This is a genomic window from Streptomyces sp. NPDC051018 (assembly GCF_044456085.1).
Lineage (GTDB): Bacteria > Actinomycetota > Actinomycetes > Streptomycetales > Streptomycetaceae > Streptomyces.
In genome coordinates this window covers 273,525-290,626 of the sequence record NZ_JBITFN010000009.1, presented here as the reverse complement: position 1 = coordinate 290,626, position 17,102 = coordinate 273,525, and the positions used below count along the sequence as shown (strand labels likewise).

Below are 17,102 nucleotides of genomic sequence, written 5' to 3'. Positions count from 1 at the left end.
ACCCGGCAGGTCGGCACGAACACAGGGCTCCCACCCCGTTACTCCGTGCTGGAGGCATCCTCGCACCTGCCGCTGACAACACGCCCGGCTACCGCCGATAAACGATCTTGAATGGTCCGCTCCGGGCGGAAAAGTGCCTGGTTGGATCATGATCCGTCAGCGATGTGTTGTGTACGGCACGCCGGCCCGGCCGTATGTTCGGCAACCTTCCGCACGGCGCCCGCGTCTTCCTCCCGACACACCACGGACCGGCCGCCCCGGCACACGGTGGAACGGGAGCCTCCGGGGCGGCTGTGGACAACCGGCCGGGACACCCTCCGGCGGCACTAAAGTGGGTCGGACACCTCCGGCCGGACAGGGCGGCCAGGATCAGGACCACGCAAGGACCACGATCAGCAGGGAGCGCATGACGTGCGGCCTGTAGGCAGCAAGTACCTCCTCGAGGAGCCCCTCGGCCGCGGAGCCACGGGCACCGTCTGGCGTGCCCGACAGCGGGAGACCGCCGGTGCCGAGGCGGCCGTGCCGGGGCAGCCCGGCGAGACCGTCGCGATCAAGGTTCTCAAGGAGGAGCTGGCGAACGACGCGGACGTGGTGATGCGCTTTCTGCGTGAGCGCTCCGTCCTGCTCCGGCTGACCCACCCGAACATCGTCCGGACCCGGGACCTCGTCGTCGAGGGCGATCTTCTCGCCCTCGTCATGGATCTGATCGACGGCCCCGATCTCCACCGCTATCTGCGGGAGAGCGGACGCTTCACCCCGGTCGCCGCGTCCCTGCTCACCGCGCAGATCGCGGACGCGCTCGCCTCCAGCCACGCGGACGGTGTCGTCCACCGCGACCTCAAGCCGGCCAACGTGCTGCTGAAGACCGACGCCGACGGCCAGATGCACCCGATGCTGACCGACTTCGGTATCGCGCGCCTCGCGGACTCCCCGGGCCTGACCCGTACGCACGAGTTCGTGGGCACCCCCGCGTATGTCGCTCCCGAGTCCGCCGAGGGCCGCCCCCAGACCTCCGCGGTCGACATCTACGGCGCGGGCATCCTGCTGTACGAGCTGGTCACCGGCCGTCCGCCCTTCGCCGGGGGGACCGCGCTCGAAGTGCTCCACCGCCATCTCAGCGAGGAGCCCCGCCGCCCCACCACCGTGCCCGAGCCCCTGTGGACGGTCATAGAGCGCTGTCTGCGCAAGGAGCCCGGCGAGCGCCCGAGCGCCCAGAACCTCGCCCGGGGGCTGCGTACCGTCGCCGCCGGTATCGGGGTCCACTCCTCGTCCGCCCAGGTCGACGCGGCGCTCGGGGTCGGCGCGCTGCTCGCCCCCGACCCCTCGCCCGCCCCCGTTCCCGAGGCCCCCGGCGCGGCCGACCCCACCCAGGTCCTGCCGAGCAACGCGGGCTCCTTCGACCCGAACGCGGCGACGAGCGTGCTGCCGCACACCAGCGGCCCCTCGGGCGCCCCCGACCCCACCGCGGTCCTGCCGCCCGTGCCCCCTCGCCCGGACGGCGCGCCCGGAGGGCCCCGTCCGGAGGACCCGCACCCCTGGCAGTCCCAGCTGCGGGCCGCCCGCGACCGCAACGAGCAGACCCAGGTGCAGTATCTGGACCCGAGCCAGGACCCCCTGCGCCGCCGTCCGCAGCGCCAGCCCCAGCGGCCCCCGCAGGGCGCCCCGCAGCCGTACGCGCCGCAGCAGCCGCACGCCCCACAGCAGCCGCATCCGCCCCAGCGGCACCGGGGGCCCCAGCGCCAGCAGTACGCGCCCCAGCCTCAGCCACAGCCACAGCCGTACGCGCCACCGCAGCCTCCGGCGCCTCAGCAGCCCCAGCCGCCCGCGCCGCGCCAGCCCCGGCCGCCGCGGCAGCGCAGCTCCAACCCGATGCGCATCCCCGGCCTCGGCTGCCTCAAGGGCTGTCTGGTCTCGGTGGTCATGCTCGTCGTGGCGGGCTGGCTGATCTGGGAGCTGACCCCGCTCCAGGACTGGGTCGCCCAGGGCAAGGGGTACTGGGACGCCATCGGCGACGGCATCTCGGCGGTCTCGGGCTGGATCTCCGACCTCGGCGGCTCGGACCCCGCGACGAGCGATCCCACGCCGCCCGCCGGCCAGTGATCTCCCGCCCCGCTTCGAGAGGGACGGACTCCGGCTGACGCGTCCGGGCGGAAGGCGCCCGCGCCGGACGCCCGCCCGCGCCGGACGTGCCCCAGTCGACGGGCCCGGGCCGGACGCACCCGGGCCGACCCGTCCGCCGGTTCCGCTTCCCCCGTGTGCCCGGCAGTGTGCCCGCTCATGCGCCCGCCCGTGCGCCCGGTCGGCCGTCCGTGCCACGGGGAAGCGGAACCGGCGGGACCGGTGACATCGACCGGTTCCGTGGCCGCTGAGTAGCTTTATCGACTTCCGCGGGTCGATTTCCCTGCTGTTCCCCTGCCGATTTCCCTGGAGTTTCGCCCGTGGAGGTGAGGGTTGGCGCCATCCGGGGCACACAGGCCCCGGACGGCCGCGTACTTTATGGGCAACGCCAGCCGCTGAGGGAGCAGTCTTGGCACGGAATATCGGCAGCCGGTACACGGCCCATCAGATCCTCGGGCGGGGAAGCGCCGGCACGGTGTGGGCCGGCGAGGGACCCGACGGGCCCGTCGCCATCAAGCTGTTGCGCGAGGACCTGGCGTCCGACCAGGAGCTGGTCGGGCGTTTTGTCCAGGAACGCACCGCCCTGCTCGGACTCGACCACCCCCGGGTCGTCGGTGTCCGGGATCTCGTCGTGGACGGAAACGATCTCGCGCTCGTCATGGACCTGATCCGGGGCACCGATCTGCGCACCCGTCTCGACCGCGAGCGCAGGCTCGCCCCCGAGGCCGCGGTCGCGATCACCGCCGATGTCGCCGACGCCCTCGCGGCGGCCCACGCCGCCGGGGTCGTCCACCGCGACGTCAAGCCGGAGAACATCCTGCTCGACATGGAGGGCCCGCTCGGCCCCGCGGGCTCCCACCCGGCGCTGCTGACCGACTTCGGTGTCGCCAAGCTCATCGACACCCCCCGCCGCACCAGGTCCACGAAGATCATCGGTACGCCGGACTATCTGGCCCCCGAGATCGTCGAGGGTCTGCCGCCCCGGGCGGCCGTCGACATCTACGCCCTCGCCACCGTCCTCTACGAGCTCCTCGCCGGATTCACCCCCTTCGGCGGCGGCCACCCCGGCGCCGTACTGCGCCGCCATGTGACCGAGACCGTCGTCCCGCTCCCCGGCATCCCCGAGGAGCTGTGGCAGCTGCTCGTCCAGTGTCTCGCGAAGGCCCCCGCCTCCCGGCTGCGCGCGTCCGAGCTGGCCGCGAGGCTTCGCGAGCTGCTGCCGCTGCTGGCGGGCATGCCCCCGCTGGAGGTCGACGAACCGGACACCGAGCCGGTCCCGGAGCCGTACGAGGAGCCCGAGCCCGTACCCGCCGGCGAGGTCCGCCGCCGGGGCGCGGTCCCGCTCGTCCCCGGCGCGGCCCCCGCCGACTCCAACCGCGACACCCATACCTCGATGCGCGTCCCGGCCCCCGACGAACTCGCCGGCGGCGCCCACGGCACGGCCCGCGCGCCCCGGACCCCCGGCCAGCGCCGTCCGGGCTCGGCCCGCAACAAGCCGGCGAGGTCCACCGGGCCCGTACGGCCGTCCGTACGGCTCCGCAGGATCATCGCCGCCCTCGTCGCCGCCGTGATCATCGGTGCCGGCGGCTGGCTGGCCGTGTCCGACGGCGATCGCTCCTCCCCGCAGGACGACCCCGGCGGCTCGTCCACCGTGGAGCCGTAGCCACACCGCCGGAACCCTGTGTTCCAGGCCCGGGGGCCCGGTGGCGCGGCCCCCGGACCCTGGCGGGCCGCACTGCCGCGTCCAGCCGTTACGCTGGACCCGTGGCATTCGACGATGTATCCGATGAGCTGAAGTCCCTCGCCTCGACCATGGAGTCGATCGAGGCCGTCCTGGACCTCGACGGGATGCGGGCCGACATCGCCGTGCTCGAGGAGCAGGCCGCGGCGCCCTCCCTCTGGGACGACCCGGAGGCGGCGCAGAAGATCACCAGCAAGCTGTCCCACCTCCAGGCCGAGCTTCGCAAGGCCGAGGCGCTGCGGTCCCGTATCGACGACCTCGGAGTGCTCTTCGAGCTGGCCGAGTCCGAGGACGACGCCGACACCCTCGCCGAGGCCGAGTCGGAGCTCACGGACGTCCGCAAGGCCGTCGACGAGATGGAAGTGCGCACGCTGCTCTCCGGTGAGTACGACGAGCGCGAGGCGCTGGTCAACATCCGGGCCGAGGCGGGCGGCGTCGACGCCTCCGACTTCGCCGAGCGCCTCCAGCGCATGTATCTGCGATGGGCGGAGCGCCACGGCTATGCCTCCGAGGTCTACGAGACGTCGTTCGCGGAGGAGGCGGGCATCAAGTCGACCACCTTCGTCGTCAAGGCCCCGTACGCCTACGGCACCCTCTCCGTCGAGCAGGGTACCCACCGCCTGGTGCGTATCTCGCCCTTCGACAACCAGGGCCGTCGCCAGACCTCCTTCGCGGGTGTCGAGGTGCTTCCGGTCGTCGAGCAGAGCGATCACGTCGTGATTGACGAGGCCGAGCTGCGCGTCGACGTCTACCGCGCCTCCGGTCCCGGCGGCCAGGGTGTCAACACTACGGACTCCGCGGTCCGCATCACCCATATCCCCACCGGAATCGTCGTCTCCTGCCAGAACGAGCGCTCCCAGATCCAGAACAAGGCGAGCGCGATGAACGTCCTCCAGGCGAAGCTGCTGGAGCGCCGCCGCCAGGAGGAGCAGGCCAAGATGGACGCCCTCAAGGGCGACGGCGGCAACTCCTGGGGCAACCAGATGCGTTCCTATGTCCTGCACCCGTATCAGATGGTCAAGGACCTGCGGACCGAATTCGAGGTCGGCAACCCGCAGTCGGTGCTCGACGGCGAGATCGACGGCTTCCTGGAGGCGGGTATCCGCTGGCGGAAGCGTCAGGAGAAGTAGCCACCGTCTCCCTGGATATGGGGCCGGACCGCTTGGGGTCCGGCCCCATTGTCGTGCCCCGAGAGCACCGTTCTCCCTCTGCCCCCGGGGGCAGAGGGAGCCTCGTATCCCAGTACCACCACCACTATCACCGGTGGGTGCCGCTTCCTCGCCGCCGTCCGCCCAAGGGCCGGAACAGCTATGACGGGACTAATTCCGGGCCCGTCCGAAACTTCCTTTGACGTTGCTGTGCGGTGGACATGACCATTCCCTCACTCGGAGCGTGTGCTCTCTTCCTTGTGGGGGTGGCGGTGTCGGTACGTGTCGCGGATCCATGGCGCAGAAGAACCATCACGGCGGTCTTGACCGTGGCCCTGCTGGGGGTGGGCATGCCGGCGGTGTCGGCCGCCCCGGCCTCGGCCGCGCCCCTCCAGGCCGCTCCGAAGCCGGCCGGGGAGGAGCGGCGGGCGCTCCAGCAGGCCGCGGAGACCGGTGAGCGGGTCGAGGTCGTCGGCGCCCGGACGGAGTTCGAGACGACGTACGCGAATCCGGACGGGGTCTCGTTCCGGCTGGAGCAGTCGGTCGTCCCGGTCCGGGTGAGGAACCGCGCCGGTGACTGGGCGGCGCCCGATCCGACGCTGGAACGGCGGTCGGACGGCACCGTCGGTCCGAAGGCGGCGGCGGTCGGCATCTCGTTCTCGGGCGGCGGCGACGGCGCCGGGCTGGTGAAGATCGACCGCGAGGGCCGCAGCCTCGCCCTCGGCTGGCCGGGACGGCTGCCCGTACCGGTGCTCGACGGCGCGAGCGCGGTGTACGCGAACGTCCTGCCCGATGTGGATCTGCGGATGACCGCGACCACGGAGGGCTTCCGTGAGGTCCTGGTCGTGAAGACCCCCGCGGCTGCGGCGAACCCGGAGCTGAAGAAGATCACGTTCTCGATGAAGGCCGACCGGCTGAAGGTCTCGCCGACCGAGAGCGGCGGTATGGCGGCGGTGGACGCGAACGCGAACGAGGTCTTCACCGTGCCCCCGGCGATGATGTGGGACTCCTCAGCGAACAAGAACACCCCGCCCCCCGCTCCCCCCGCCTCCCCGGCCAGGGGCTCCGCGTCGCCGGGCACCTCCACGGGCCCGAACGCCACGAGCCGCCCGAACACCACGGGAAGGAACGTCTCCCGCCCGCCGGCCGTCTCCGCGGCGGCCGGGGAGAACGCCGGCGGCCCCCGCGCCGGGGACGACATCGCCAACCTGCCGATCCAGGTCGCCAGGGACACCATCAGCCTGGTCCCGGACAGCGCGATGCTGCGCCAGACCGACCCTGAGGTCTTCCCCCTGTACATCGACCCCCCGGTCACCTGGGGCGAGGCCGAGCGGACTCTGCTCCGTTCCGACGGCTACAAGGACTGGGGCTGGGACAACATGTCCGACAACAAGGGCAAGGGCGCGGGCAAGTGCGGTTCCTGGAACGGCTACTACTGCGGTCCGGGCTATGTGCAGCGCCTGTACTTCGAGTTCTCGCCGAGCCCGCTCGTGGGCAAGCACATCCTCGACGCGAGTTTCCGGATCACCGAGCCCTGGGCGTTCCAGTGCGACCCCCGCTGGGTGGACCTGGTGCGCACCAGCGACATCTCCACGGCCACGTCCTGGTCCAGCCGTCCCAAGATTCTGGATCTGATGGTCGACCGTCAGGTCTCCGCGGGCAGGGGCTCGCTCTGCGACCCGGACTCCCCTGACGCCCCGATCGAGTTCAATGACAACCCGGCCGAGACGAACGAGAACCTGACGGCGACGGTACGGAGCTTCGCGGCGGGCACGTTCGACCGCCTGACCCTGATGATCAAGGCCACCGACGAGGGCGACACCAGCGCCTGGAAGCGGTTCAAGAACGACGCGACGCTGGTGGTGGACTATGTCGGACGGCCCAACTACCCCGCGTCCTTCGGATTTCTGACGGGCAGCGGAATCTCCTGCTCTAAGGCGGCCGACGCACCCTCGACGATCAGCGACCCCACCCCCCAGGTGGCGGCCACGGTACGGACCCAGGTCGGAGGATCCCCCGGGGCCCAGCTGCGCGGCCTGTTCAAGGTGGAGAGGAAGGACGGCGGGAGCTGGACACCGCTCCCGGACTTCGTGTCCCCGACCTCCGGGTTCGTGGGCACCGGGGTGGCGGTCAAACCGACGGTGCCACAGATCCTTCAGGAAGGTCCCCTCTACCGGATCACCTCATCGACGAGGTCGTACTACAACAGCGCCAAGAACTGGCTGACGTCCGGATCCCCCGGATACTGCTACTTCAAGGTCGACACGACCGCCCCCAAGCCGCCCGTCGTGACCCCGGGGACCGTGTACACCCTGTGCACCGCCACCGCCTGTGAGCCGAAGGGCGGTCCGGGCATCAAGGACACCTTCACCTTCGCGCGTAACCCCGCGGACACGGGCACCATCGTCTCGTACCAGTACAGGCGGTCCTCGGACAGCCAGTGGTCCTCCCAGATCCCGGGGGCGACCGTACGGCAGACCATCGTCCCGCCGGACTCGGGCACCTATCAGCTGGAGGTCCGGGCATGGGACTCGGCCGGCCGTCCCGGGGCGTCCCAGATCGTCAGCTTCCTGGTCAAGGAGGGAGACGGCCCCGTCGGCCGCTGGCGCTTCGACGAGACGAGCGGTACGGCCGTCGACTCGTCCACCACCGTCCCGGCCGGCCAGGACAACGCGACGCTGGGCTCCGGCGCCGTACGCGACGACCGCGGCCGGCGCGGTGAGATACGGCACGACGCCCAGGGCCAGCCGCTGCCCCAGCCCAGGAACGACCGGGGACTGAAGCTCAACGGCACCACGACGGGCTACGCGGCGACCGCGGGCCCGGTGCTCGAGACCCGCTCGGCGTACACAGTGGCGGCCTGGGCCAGGCTCGACGGCAAGAACGACCACATGATGCTGCTCTCCCAGGACGGCACCACGCAGAGCCCGTTCATCCTGTCCTACGACAAGACCGCCGACACCTGGTACTTCGGCGTCAGGGGCACGGACGCGGCGGACGGCACCACCCACGGGGGCAAGAAGGGCAATGCCCCGGCACGGGTGGGTGTGTGGACCCATGTGGCCGGGACCTACGATCCGGTCGACAAGCTCCTCAAGCTGTACGTCAACGGGGTGCTCCAGGGCACCGTGAGCGTCACCTCCTCCTGGTCGGCGACGGGCCCGCTCCAGTTCGGCCGAGCCAAGTTCGGCGGCGGCCACCACTACGCCTTCAACGGCTCCATCGACGAGGCCGCCGTCTGGCAGCGGGAACTCCAGCCGGACGAGATCGCCAAGGAGGCCCGCAGTCTCTCGGCCGTGACCGGGTTCCGGGACGTCGAGCTGGTCGCCGACTGGCGGGCGGAGGGCGCGAGCGGCACCACCCTCACGGACACGACCTCCGGATACGGGCGAGGTCTGGCCCTTTCCGGCGGGGCGGCCCTGAACGGTGAGGCGATCGTGCTGGACGGCACGGACGACGCCGCCACCACGGCCGGTCCGGTGATCGACGAGACCGGGGGCTTCACCGTCACCACCGCCGTCGAACTAGACCGGGTGAAACTGCTCACCAAACCGGCCGGGTACGTCGGCCAGGTCACCGGCCAGCGCACCGGCGACGGATCCTCCTGGGGACTCTGGTTCGAGCTGACCGGCAAGGAGACCCGGTACGACGACGAGGGCAACCCCTACGAAGCGCCCCTCGGACTCTGGCGGTTCGGCCGGGTCAACAAGGACGGCACCAAGGACTGGGTCAGCTCCGACGAGGTGGCCGACCTCGGCACTCCCGTCCGGCTGACCGGTGTCTTCGACCCCGTCTCCGACGACGGGCCGGTGATCCGGCTCCATGTCGGCCTGCCGCAGAACGACATGGACCGGACGTACAAGGCGCTCGTCGGCTCCGGTGACTTCGCCGTCGGCAAGGGCTTCAGCGCCACGAACTGGTCGCACCACCTTCCCGGCCAGGTCCGCGAGGTCCGGCTGTGGGCGGGCGCCATGACGAGTACGGAGCAGATCGAAGCCGTCATCGGCGGCTGACCGGCCCGCCCGGTCCTTACTCACCCGGCAGGCGGGGCCGCCGCATCGCAGCACGCGGCGGCCCCTGCCAGGATCCGCGCGCCCGCGCGGCGCACGACAGCGACTCCTCCCGCCGGCTCCGGCAGGTTTCCCAGCCTTCGCGCACCTGACATCAGGGGGTTCGACAGACATGGTCAGAGGCTCGACATCCACGCGCGACGGCGGCCGGTTCCGTCGCCTCGGCCTGTTCCGCCATCTCGGCGGGCTCCTCCGGTCCGGCCGGGCACGGCCCTGGGTGATCATCCTGCTCGCCGTGGTCCTGGCGGTGCCCGCGGGGCTGACCCCCGTCGCCCAGCCCGCGCAGGCGGCCGACGGCACGGCGGGCCGCCCCGATGTCCCCAAGCCCCGCTCCAGCAAGGTCACGGCGATGAACGCCGCCGGGGCGAAGAAGGCCCGCGAGCGGGCCCTGCGCGACCAGGCGACCGACACGGCGGAGGCCGCCCGCGCCACCGCGCAGAGCAGAGGCGCGCGCTGGCCCCGGTCCGGCACCGCGACCGTCCCCCTGACCACCACCGGCGGCAGCGCCATCGCCGGCGGGCTCCCCGTGACGGTCGAGAGCAGAAGGAAGTCCTCCGGCCGGGCGGAGATCACCGTCGCCGATCGGAGGGCCACCGACTCACTCGGCCTGGACGGGGTCCTGCTCTCCGCCCGTGCCGACCGTCCCGGTGCCGCCGAACTCTCGGTCGACTACTCCTCCTTCGCCTCGGTCATCGGTGGCGACTGGTCGGCCCGGCTGCGGCTGTGGCGGCTGCCCGCGTGCGCCCTGACCACACCGAAGCTCGCCGGGTGCCGCAAGCTCACCCCCCTCGACTCCCGGAACGACATCAGGGACCGGAGCCTGACCACCGAGGTGGACCTCACCGCCCCGGCCGTTCTCGCCGTCGCCGCCGGCACCCCGGGCCAGTCCCCCTCGGGCTCCGGCGACTACACGGCCACCCCGCTCTCCTCCTCCTCGAAGTGGGAGGCCGGCGACCCTTCGGGCTCCTTCACCTGGTCCTATCCTCTCAGTGCTCCCAAACTGCCGGGCCCGGAGCCGTCACTGGACCTGTCCTACGACTCCGGCTCCGTCGACGGCCGTACGGCGTCGACGAACAACCAGGGCACCGAGGTCGGTGAGGGCTTCGACCTGGAGGCCGTCTCCTATGTGGAGCGCCGGTACGGCACCTGCGACAAGGACGGTCACGACAAGAAGAACGACCAGTGCTGGAAGTACGAGAACGCCTCCCTCGTCCTCAACGGCAAGGCGACCGAGCTGGTCAAGGACGACACCACCGGCAAGTGGCGCCTCAAGAACGACGACGCCTCGACCGTCATCCACCAGACCGGTGGCGTGAACGCCGATGACAACGGCGAGCGGTGGATCATCATCACCGGCGACGGTACGAAGTACCACTTCGGCATGGACAAGCTCCCCGGCGCCACGACCCAGCGGACCAACTCGGTCTGGACCGTCCCGGTCTTCGGTGACGACGCGGGTGAGCCGGGCTACACCAAGGGCGGCACCTTCGGCGAACGCTGGCTCAACCAGGCGTGGCGCTGGAATCTCGACTACGTCGAGGATCCGAACGGCAACGCCATGACGTACTGGTACACCGCCGAGACCAACCACTACCGCAGGAACGAGGCGTCCACCGCCAACGCCGAGTACAACCCCGGCGGTTACCTCAGCAAGATCCTCTACGGACAGCGCGCCTCGACCCTCTTCACGGACGAGGCACCCGGCAGGGTGGCCTTCGTCCACGCCGACCGCTGCACGGCCTCCGGCTGCGCCCCGCTCAACAAGGACAACGCCAAGCACTGGCCCGATGTCCCCTTCGACGCCATCTGCACCTCGGGCGAGAACGACACGGACTGCATCGCGGAGAGCCCGGGGTTCTTCTCCCGCAAGCGGCTCACCAAGATCGAGACGTCGGTGCTCGCCGGCACCGCCTACAGCGCCGTCGATTCATGGACCCTGTCCAACCGCTTCATCGCCAACGGTGACCTGGCGGATCCCTCCGACCAGACGCTGACGCTGGAGAGCGTGCGGCGTACCGGTCACACGGGCGCGGACATCACGCTGGACCCGGTGTCGTTCACGTATCACAAGCGGCCCAACCGGGTGGCGGGCGGCACCCAGCCCGGCGGCGGCAACATCCTGCCGCTGACCCGTCCCCGGCTGAACACCGTCACGACGGAAACCGGTGCGATCACCACCGTCACCTACAGCGACCCCGAGTGCGTACGCGGTTCGAGGATGCCGGCCGCCGAGGACAGCAACAGCGAGACCTGCTACCCCCAGTACTGGCACATCAACGGCGCGACGGACGCGAGCGTCGACTGGTTCCACAAGTACCGGGTCACGGCCGTGAACACCGCCGACCCCACGGGCCATGGCGAGCCGCTGGAGTACGCGTACACCTACGAGAAGCCCGGCTGGCACTACAACGACAGCCCGTTTGTCCCCAACGACGAGCGCACCTGGTCGATCTGGCGCGGCTATCAGAAGGTAACCGTCCACCAGGGCGCGTCCACGGGCACCCGCTCCCGTACCGTCACCAGCTATCTCCAGGGCATGCACGGCGACCGCCTAAAATCAGGCGGTACCCGTTCGGTCAATGTGCCCGGTATCGACGTCAGCGGCCTGGACGTACCCGACGCGATCGACGCCGACCAGTACGCGGGCTTCGAGCGCCAGGAGATCACCTACGACGGGAACACGCCCGTCAGCGTCACGGTCAACGACCCCTGGTCCCGGCGGACCGCCAACCAGCAGAAGTCGTACGCCGATATCGAGGCGTACTACGTCCGCACCGGCAAGACGTACGCCCACACGTATCTCCCGGTCAAGAAGACCTGGCGGACGACGAGGACGGCCACCGAGTACGACTCCTACGGCATGGTCGAGAAAGTGGACAGCGCGGGCGACACCGCGGCATCCGGTGACGAGACCTGCACCCGTACCTGGTACGCCCGTAACGACGGCAACGGCATCAACAACCTCGTCTCGCGTACCCGGACCGTCGGCAGCGCCTGCGCCACCGCCGAGACGCAGCTGAACCTGCCCGCCTCCACGGCCACCCGGGGTGACGTCCTGGCGGACACGGCGACGGTCTACGACAAGGTCGGGGCCACGGGCTGGACGGCCGACCAGGTACCCACGAACGGTGAGGCGACCTGGACCGGGCGGGCCTCCGCTTACCCGGCCGCGGCGACCGGCGGCGAACGCCACCCCACCGGCTGGCAGACGCTCACCCGGGCCACGTACGACGCCCTCGGCCGCGCACGCACGGCGACGGACGCGGCGGGCCGGACGACCAGCACCGTCTACACCCCCGCCGACGCGGGTGTCCCCACGAGGACCACGGTCACCAACGCGAAGACCCACACCACCACCACGGTCCTCGACGGCCTCAGGGGTCTGCCCGTGCGGACGCAGGACCCCAACGCCAAGACCACCGAGCAGACTTACGACGGGCTGGGCCGGCTCACCGGGGTCTGGCTGCCCAACCGCAGCAGGAGCGCCGGTCAGACACCCAGCACCTCCTTCGCCTACACGGTCAAGCGCGGTGTCGTGCCCTCCGTCGCCACCTCGGTGCTCAAGTCGTCCACCACGGTCCAGACCTCGTACACGATCTACGACTCGCTGCTGCGTCAGCTCCAGACCCAGCTGCCGACCCCGGTCGGCGGGCGTCTGCTCACCGACACCCGCTACGACTCGCGCGGACAGGCGTACGAGACGTACGCCGACATCTTCGACTCCGCCAAGGCGCCGAACGGCACCTACACCCGCGCCGAGTACGGAGGCGCGCCCAAGCAGGTCAACACGGTGTTCGACGGCGCGGGCCGTACCGTCGGGAGCGAGTTCCGTGTCTTCGGTGCCAAGAAGTGGGAGACCTCCACGACCCACACCGGTGACTCGACGGCGACCAGCGCGGTGGACGGGGGCGCCGCCACACGGGTCGTCAGCGACGCGCTGGGCCGTACCGTCGAACGCCGTGAGTACGCGGGGACCAGCCCCGCCGACAAGGATTACGGCGGCGGGCTGGGGGCCACGTACAGCTCGGTGACCTACGACTACACCCGCGACGGCAAGAAGACGCGGGTCACGGCCCCGGACGGCACCAAGTGGTCCTACATCTATGACCTGTTCGGCCGCCAGGTGAGCATGACGGACCCGGACAAGGGCACCACGACCTCCGGGTTCACGGCCCTCGACCAGACCGACTGGGACCAGAACGCGTCCGGAGCGCGCGTGCTGTACGGGTACGACGAGATCGGGCGCAAGACCGGCATGTGGTCGGGCACGGCGAGGACCGACGCGACCAAGCTCGCCGCCTGGAGCTACGACACCCTCGCCAAGGGGCAATTGGACAGCTCCACCCGCTACGACGGAGGCGTCGCGGGCAAGGCGTACACCCGGGAGGTCCTCGCCTACGACAGTCTCTACCGGGCCACCAGAACCCAGCTGTCACTCGCCGCGACCGACCCACTGGTCACCTCGGGCGCGGCAGAGCCGAACTACACCTTCGCGAGCGCGTTCAACCTCGACGACACGCTTCAGTACACCTCGGAGCCGGCTGCGGGCGGGCTGCCCGCGGAGACCGTCCGGTACGGCTACACCAGCATGGGCCAACCGACGTCCGTCTCCGGCGCCTCCGGCTACCTCCTGGACGCGAGCTACAGCGTGCTGGGGCAGCCGCAGCAGTACACCATGGGCGTCTCGGACGCGGCGGAGGCCAAGAGGACCTATCTCGACAACTACTTCGAGCCGGGTACGGACCGGCTCACCCGGTCCTTCGTGACCACGCCGCAGACGGCTCCGTACAAGCCCCAGGATCTGACCTACACCTACGACGATGCCGGGAACGTCACCCGGATCGCCGACAAGCCGAACGCCTCCGCCACACTCAAGCCGGACGTCCAGTGCTTCGCCTACGACGGCCACCGCCGTCTGACGCAGGCGTGGACGCCGTCGGCGGACGACTGCGGGAGCACAGCTCTGGGCGGTGCGGCCCCCTACCGCACCGAGTACACGTACAACGCGTCGGGCCAGCGGCTGACGGAGACCGAGACCGAGGCGAACGGCGCGGCCTCGAAGACGACCTACTGCTACCGGAAGGAGGGCCAGCCGCACGCGCTGACCGCCACGACGGACGCGGCGAGCTGTGACGCCGCCCCGGCCGAGTACGACTACGACAAGACCGGCAACACCGTCCGGCGTCCGGGCTCCGGTGCCACCGCGCAGACTCTTGCCTGGAACGCCGAGGGCGAGCTGTCCACTCTCACCGAGGGGTCGAAGAAGACGGGCTACCTCTACGACGCGGACGGGAACCTGCTGATCCGCCGTGCGGCGGCCGGTGACGGCGAGAGCGTGCTCTACCTGGGCACGACCGAGGTCCACCACAAGGTCACCGGTACGGCGAAGAAGACCTGGGCGACCCGCTCCTACGCGGCGGGCTCGGCGGCGATCGCGGTCCGTACGAACGAGTCGGGTACCGAGAAGGTCTCCTTCCTGGCGGGTGACCACCACGGCACCGGAAGCCTCGCCCTGGACGGTACGACCCAGGCGGTCACCAAGCGGTTCACCACCCCCTTCGGAGCCCCGCGCGGATCGGCGGTCGGCGGCGCCTGGCCCGACGACAAGCGCTTCCTGGGGAAGCCGGTGGACACCTCGACGGGTCTGACCCAGATCGGGGCCCGTCAGTACGACCCGGAGATCGGCCAGTTCATCAGCCTCGACCCGCTGATCGAACTCGACAAGCACCAGACCCTGAACGGCTACAGCTACGGCGCGCAGAACCCGGTGACCTTCGCGGATCCGACGGGCCTGGGGCTGGGCTGCGGTTCCGGCCCGGACCAGGACGCGTGCCCCGGCGGCGGCAGCGGCCAGCCCGCCAAGATCCGTGCCCCGGGCAAGGGCAAGGGCGGAGGCGGCAAGGGTAAGGGAGGCTCGGGCGGCGGCAACCACAGGTATGGCGGCCCGACCCAGATCGTCTACAAGGGCAAGGTCATCCCGGTCATCCCCGTGCACCCCGCCGTCGTGGTTCCGGCCACGTGGGACAGGGCCCTCGAATTCGCCGACCGGCTCCAGGAAATGGAGAAGAAGAACTGCGGGGACTACGGGCCGACGTGCTACGCCGACATGATCACCAACCCCGAGGACTCCGATCAGTTCCAGGCCGGCATCTCCTCCGTCGCCATGCTGAAGTTCCACGTCTGTGGCCAGATGGGCGGCTGCCCCAAGATGGTGAGCAGCTTCGCGGCGGCACTCGGGGCGGGGTTCCACACCGCGGTCACGCAGACAGGATCCCTCGGGCTGCGGGGGGCCGGGAGCCCGAATCTGTTCAAGAGGGGTCCGCGGAACAACTGCCAGTGCTTCCTGGCCGGGACCGACGTCCTCATGGCCGACGGTACGACCAAGGACATCGAGGACATCGAGATCGGAGACCGGGTCCGGGCCAAGGATCCCGAAACCGGTGAGTCGGGCGCACGCGAGGTGACCCACCTCATCGTCACCGACGACGACAAGCACTTCAACGAACTGACCATCACAACGGCCGACGGCCCGGAGAAACTGACGGCCACCCACGAGCATCCCTTCTGGTCCCCGTCCGAGAAGCGCTGGATCGAGGCCCGCGACCTCACCCGCGGGACGACCCTGCTCACGGACGCCGGATCAAAGGTCACCGTGACGCACAACCGCGCGTACACCTTGCACACGCGCACGTACAACCTCACGGTGGACGACCTGCATACGTACTATGTGCTGGCGGGGGAAACACCGGTCCTCGTTCACAATTGCTCAGCGCCCACGGTGAGGATCTCTCCGGCCGGCTCCGACTGGGCAACGAAGGGTGCGCACATGCATGTCGGAAGTTCCGAGGTCCGTATTTTCCCGAATGGTGCAGGCGGGGTCGGATTCAAGGGGCTTCGCATGAGTAACGGAATGGCTAGTAAGCGGGATGTGGCAGCCGCACAAAAAGCGATCATGGGAGACCCCAGGCTGAGGGCCGACCTTATCGGTAAGGCACGATCTGCCATGGCGGACATGAACGCCCACAACTGGGGGAACTCGGTCAATCGGGCAGCGGAAATGAACTTCCTGATAAAAGCGCTGAGGAGGATCGAGTGAGCGTCATCACTTTCCTCGCGAGCGTGGCAGTCACGGGAACGGTCGCCGGTCTGGGGCTGGGGTCGTCGATGGGACAGATCCGCGACACGCTGGGAGACCAGTACGTCGCGGACCGGAGGAAGAAGTCCCTGCGTCTGGACTACGGGCTTTTTGAGTTCAACCTCTACGCAGGGTCCTGCGAGGCTGTCGGCGTACAAGTCCATCGGCTGGCGAGCGGGACTGACGGCCTTGTTCCCCCTGTCGTGAGCGCCCACTTCCAGGGATTCTCGGGAGGAGTTCCCATCAGCGGTCTTCGTGAGGAGATCAAGAAGGGCGGCGTCCGCTTGCTGGAGGAGCTTCAAAGGCAGCATGGGTATCGGCGCTATCGTGTGGTTGGATCCCATGTGAATCTTTACGTCGTCGATGAAACCGCTCCGGGGGAGCCTCTTGAGCCCGGTGATCTGTGGTCGATCATGATCTCTGGGCTCAGTTGACGGCAAGCTCGGGTTGACGGACGGGTTGGCCCGTCGGGGCAGTTCTTCCGGCGGACCGCCCGTTTTCTGTCCGCATTCCGGTGATATTCCGCGAGCCTGCTGTAGGGAATCCTGGGGTAGTCGGTATATCACCCCGGGCTGTGGGGGCTTATCGGCACGTAATTATTGACGTACCCCCGATGCCGGGAAGAAAATGCCCGTTACTCGGGTATCCCCTGGGATCTCGGGGCGGCGTGAATCATGGATGTATGCGCGACGGCCCTGCGATGCCGGGGTCATTTCACCTTCACGCCGTGAGGCGATTCAGCACCGGCGCGATCAATCCGCCATCGGCCGCAGACGGCGACGCCCGTTCCAGGTTCGGGCGGATCACTGAACTACCACGTTCCACACGGCACATCTTCGGACGGTTCCGGCGCGTGCGTACGCATTCCGTGTACGCGACACCGTGGGGGT

At 69.8% G+C, this 17,102-nt stretch carries 6 protein-coding genes; all 6 read left to right on the top strand.

Annotated features, from left to right (window positions below):
* The first annotated feature begins 411 nt into the window (after positions 1 to 411).
* The 6 genes from ACIBCM_RS18280 to ACIBCM_RS18255 all read left to right on the top strand — a co-directional run bounded on the left by ACIBCM_RS18280 (position 412) and on the right by ACIBCM_RS18255 (position 16,646).
* Positions 412 to 2,100 carry a protein kinase gene (locus tag ACIBCM_RS18280; protein ID WP_399244330.1) on the top strand — a complete coding sequence of 563 codons (1,689 nt, stop codon included), beginning with the start codon at positions 412 to 414 and terminating at the stop codon, positions 2,098 to 2,100.
* A 427-nt stretch (positions 2,101 to 2,527) separates the two neighbouring features.
* Positions 2,528 to 3,781: a serine/threonine-protein kinase gene (locus tag ACIBCM_RS18275; protein WP_399244328.1), complete on the top strand. Its 1,254-nt coding sequence runs from the start codon at positions 2,528 to 2,530 to the stop codon at positions 3,779 to 3,781.
* A gap of 101 nt (positions 3,782 to 3,882) precedes the next feature.
* Positions 3,883 to 4,989, top strand: a complete 1,107-nt coding sequence (gene prfB, locus ACIBCM_RS18270; RefSeq protein WP_399244326.1) for a peptide chain release factor 2 — start codon at positions 3,883 to 3,885, stop codon at positions 4,987 to 4,989.
* A 347-nt stretch (positions 4,990 to 5,336) separates the two neighbouring features.
* On the top strand, positions 5,337 to 9,020 hold the full coding sequence (locus ACIBCM_RS18265; RefSeq protein ID WP_399244424.1) for a LamG domain-containing protein: 3,684 nt from the start codon (positions 5,337 to 5,339) through the stop codon (positions 9,018 to 9,020).
* A 169-nt stretch (positions 9,021 to 9,189) separates the two neighbouring features.
* Positions 9,190 to 16,173: a polymorphic toxin-type HINT domain-containing protein gene (locus ACIBCM_RS18260; protein WP_399244325.1), complete on the top strand. Its 6,984-nt coding sequence runs from the start codon at positions 9,190 to 9,192 to the stop codon at positions 16,171 to 16,173.
* A complete protein-coding gene (locus tag ACIBCM_RS18255; protein WP_399244323.1) occupies positions 16,170 to 16,646 on the top strand; it encodes a hypothetical protein in 477 nt (158 codons plus the stop codon). Before ACIBCM_RS18260 ends, ACIBCM_RS18255 begins: the two co-directional genes overlap by 4 nt.
* Positions 16,647 to 17,102: the final 456 nt, after the last annotated feature.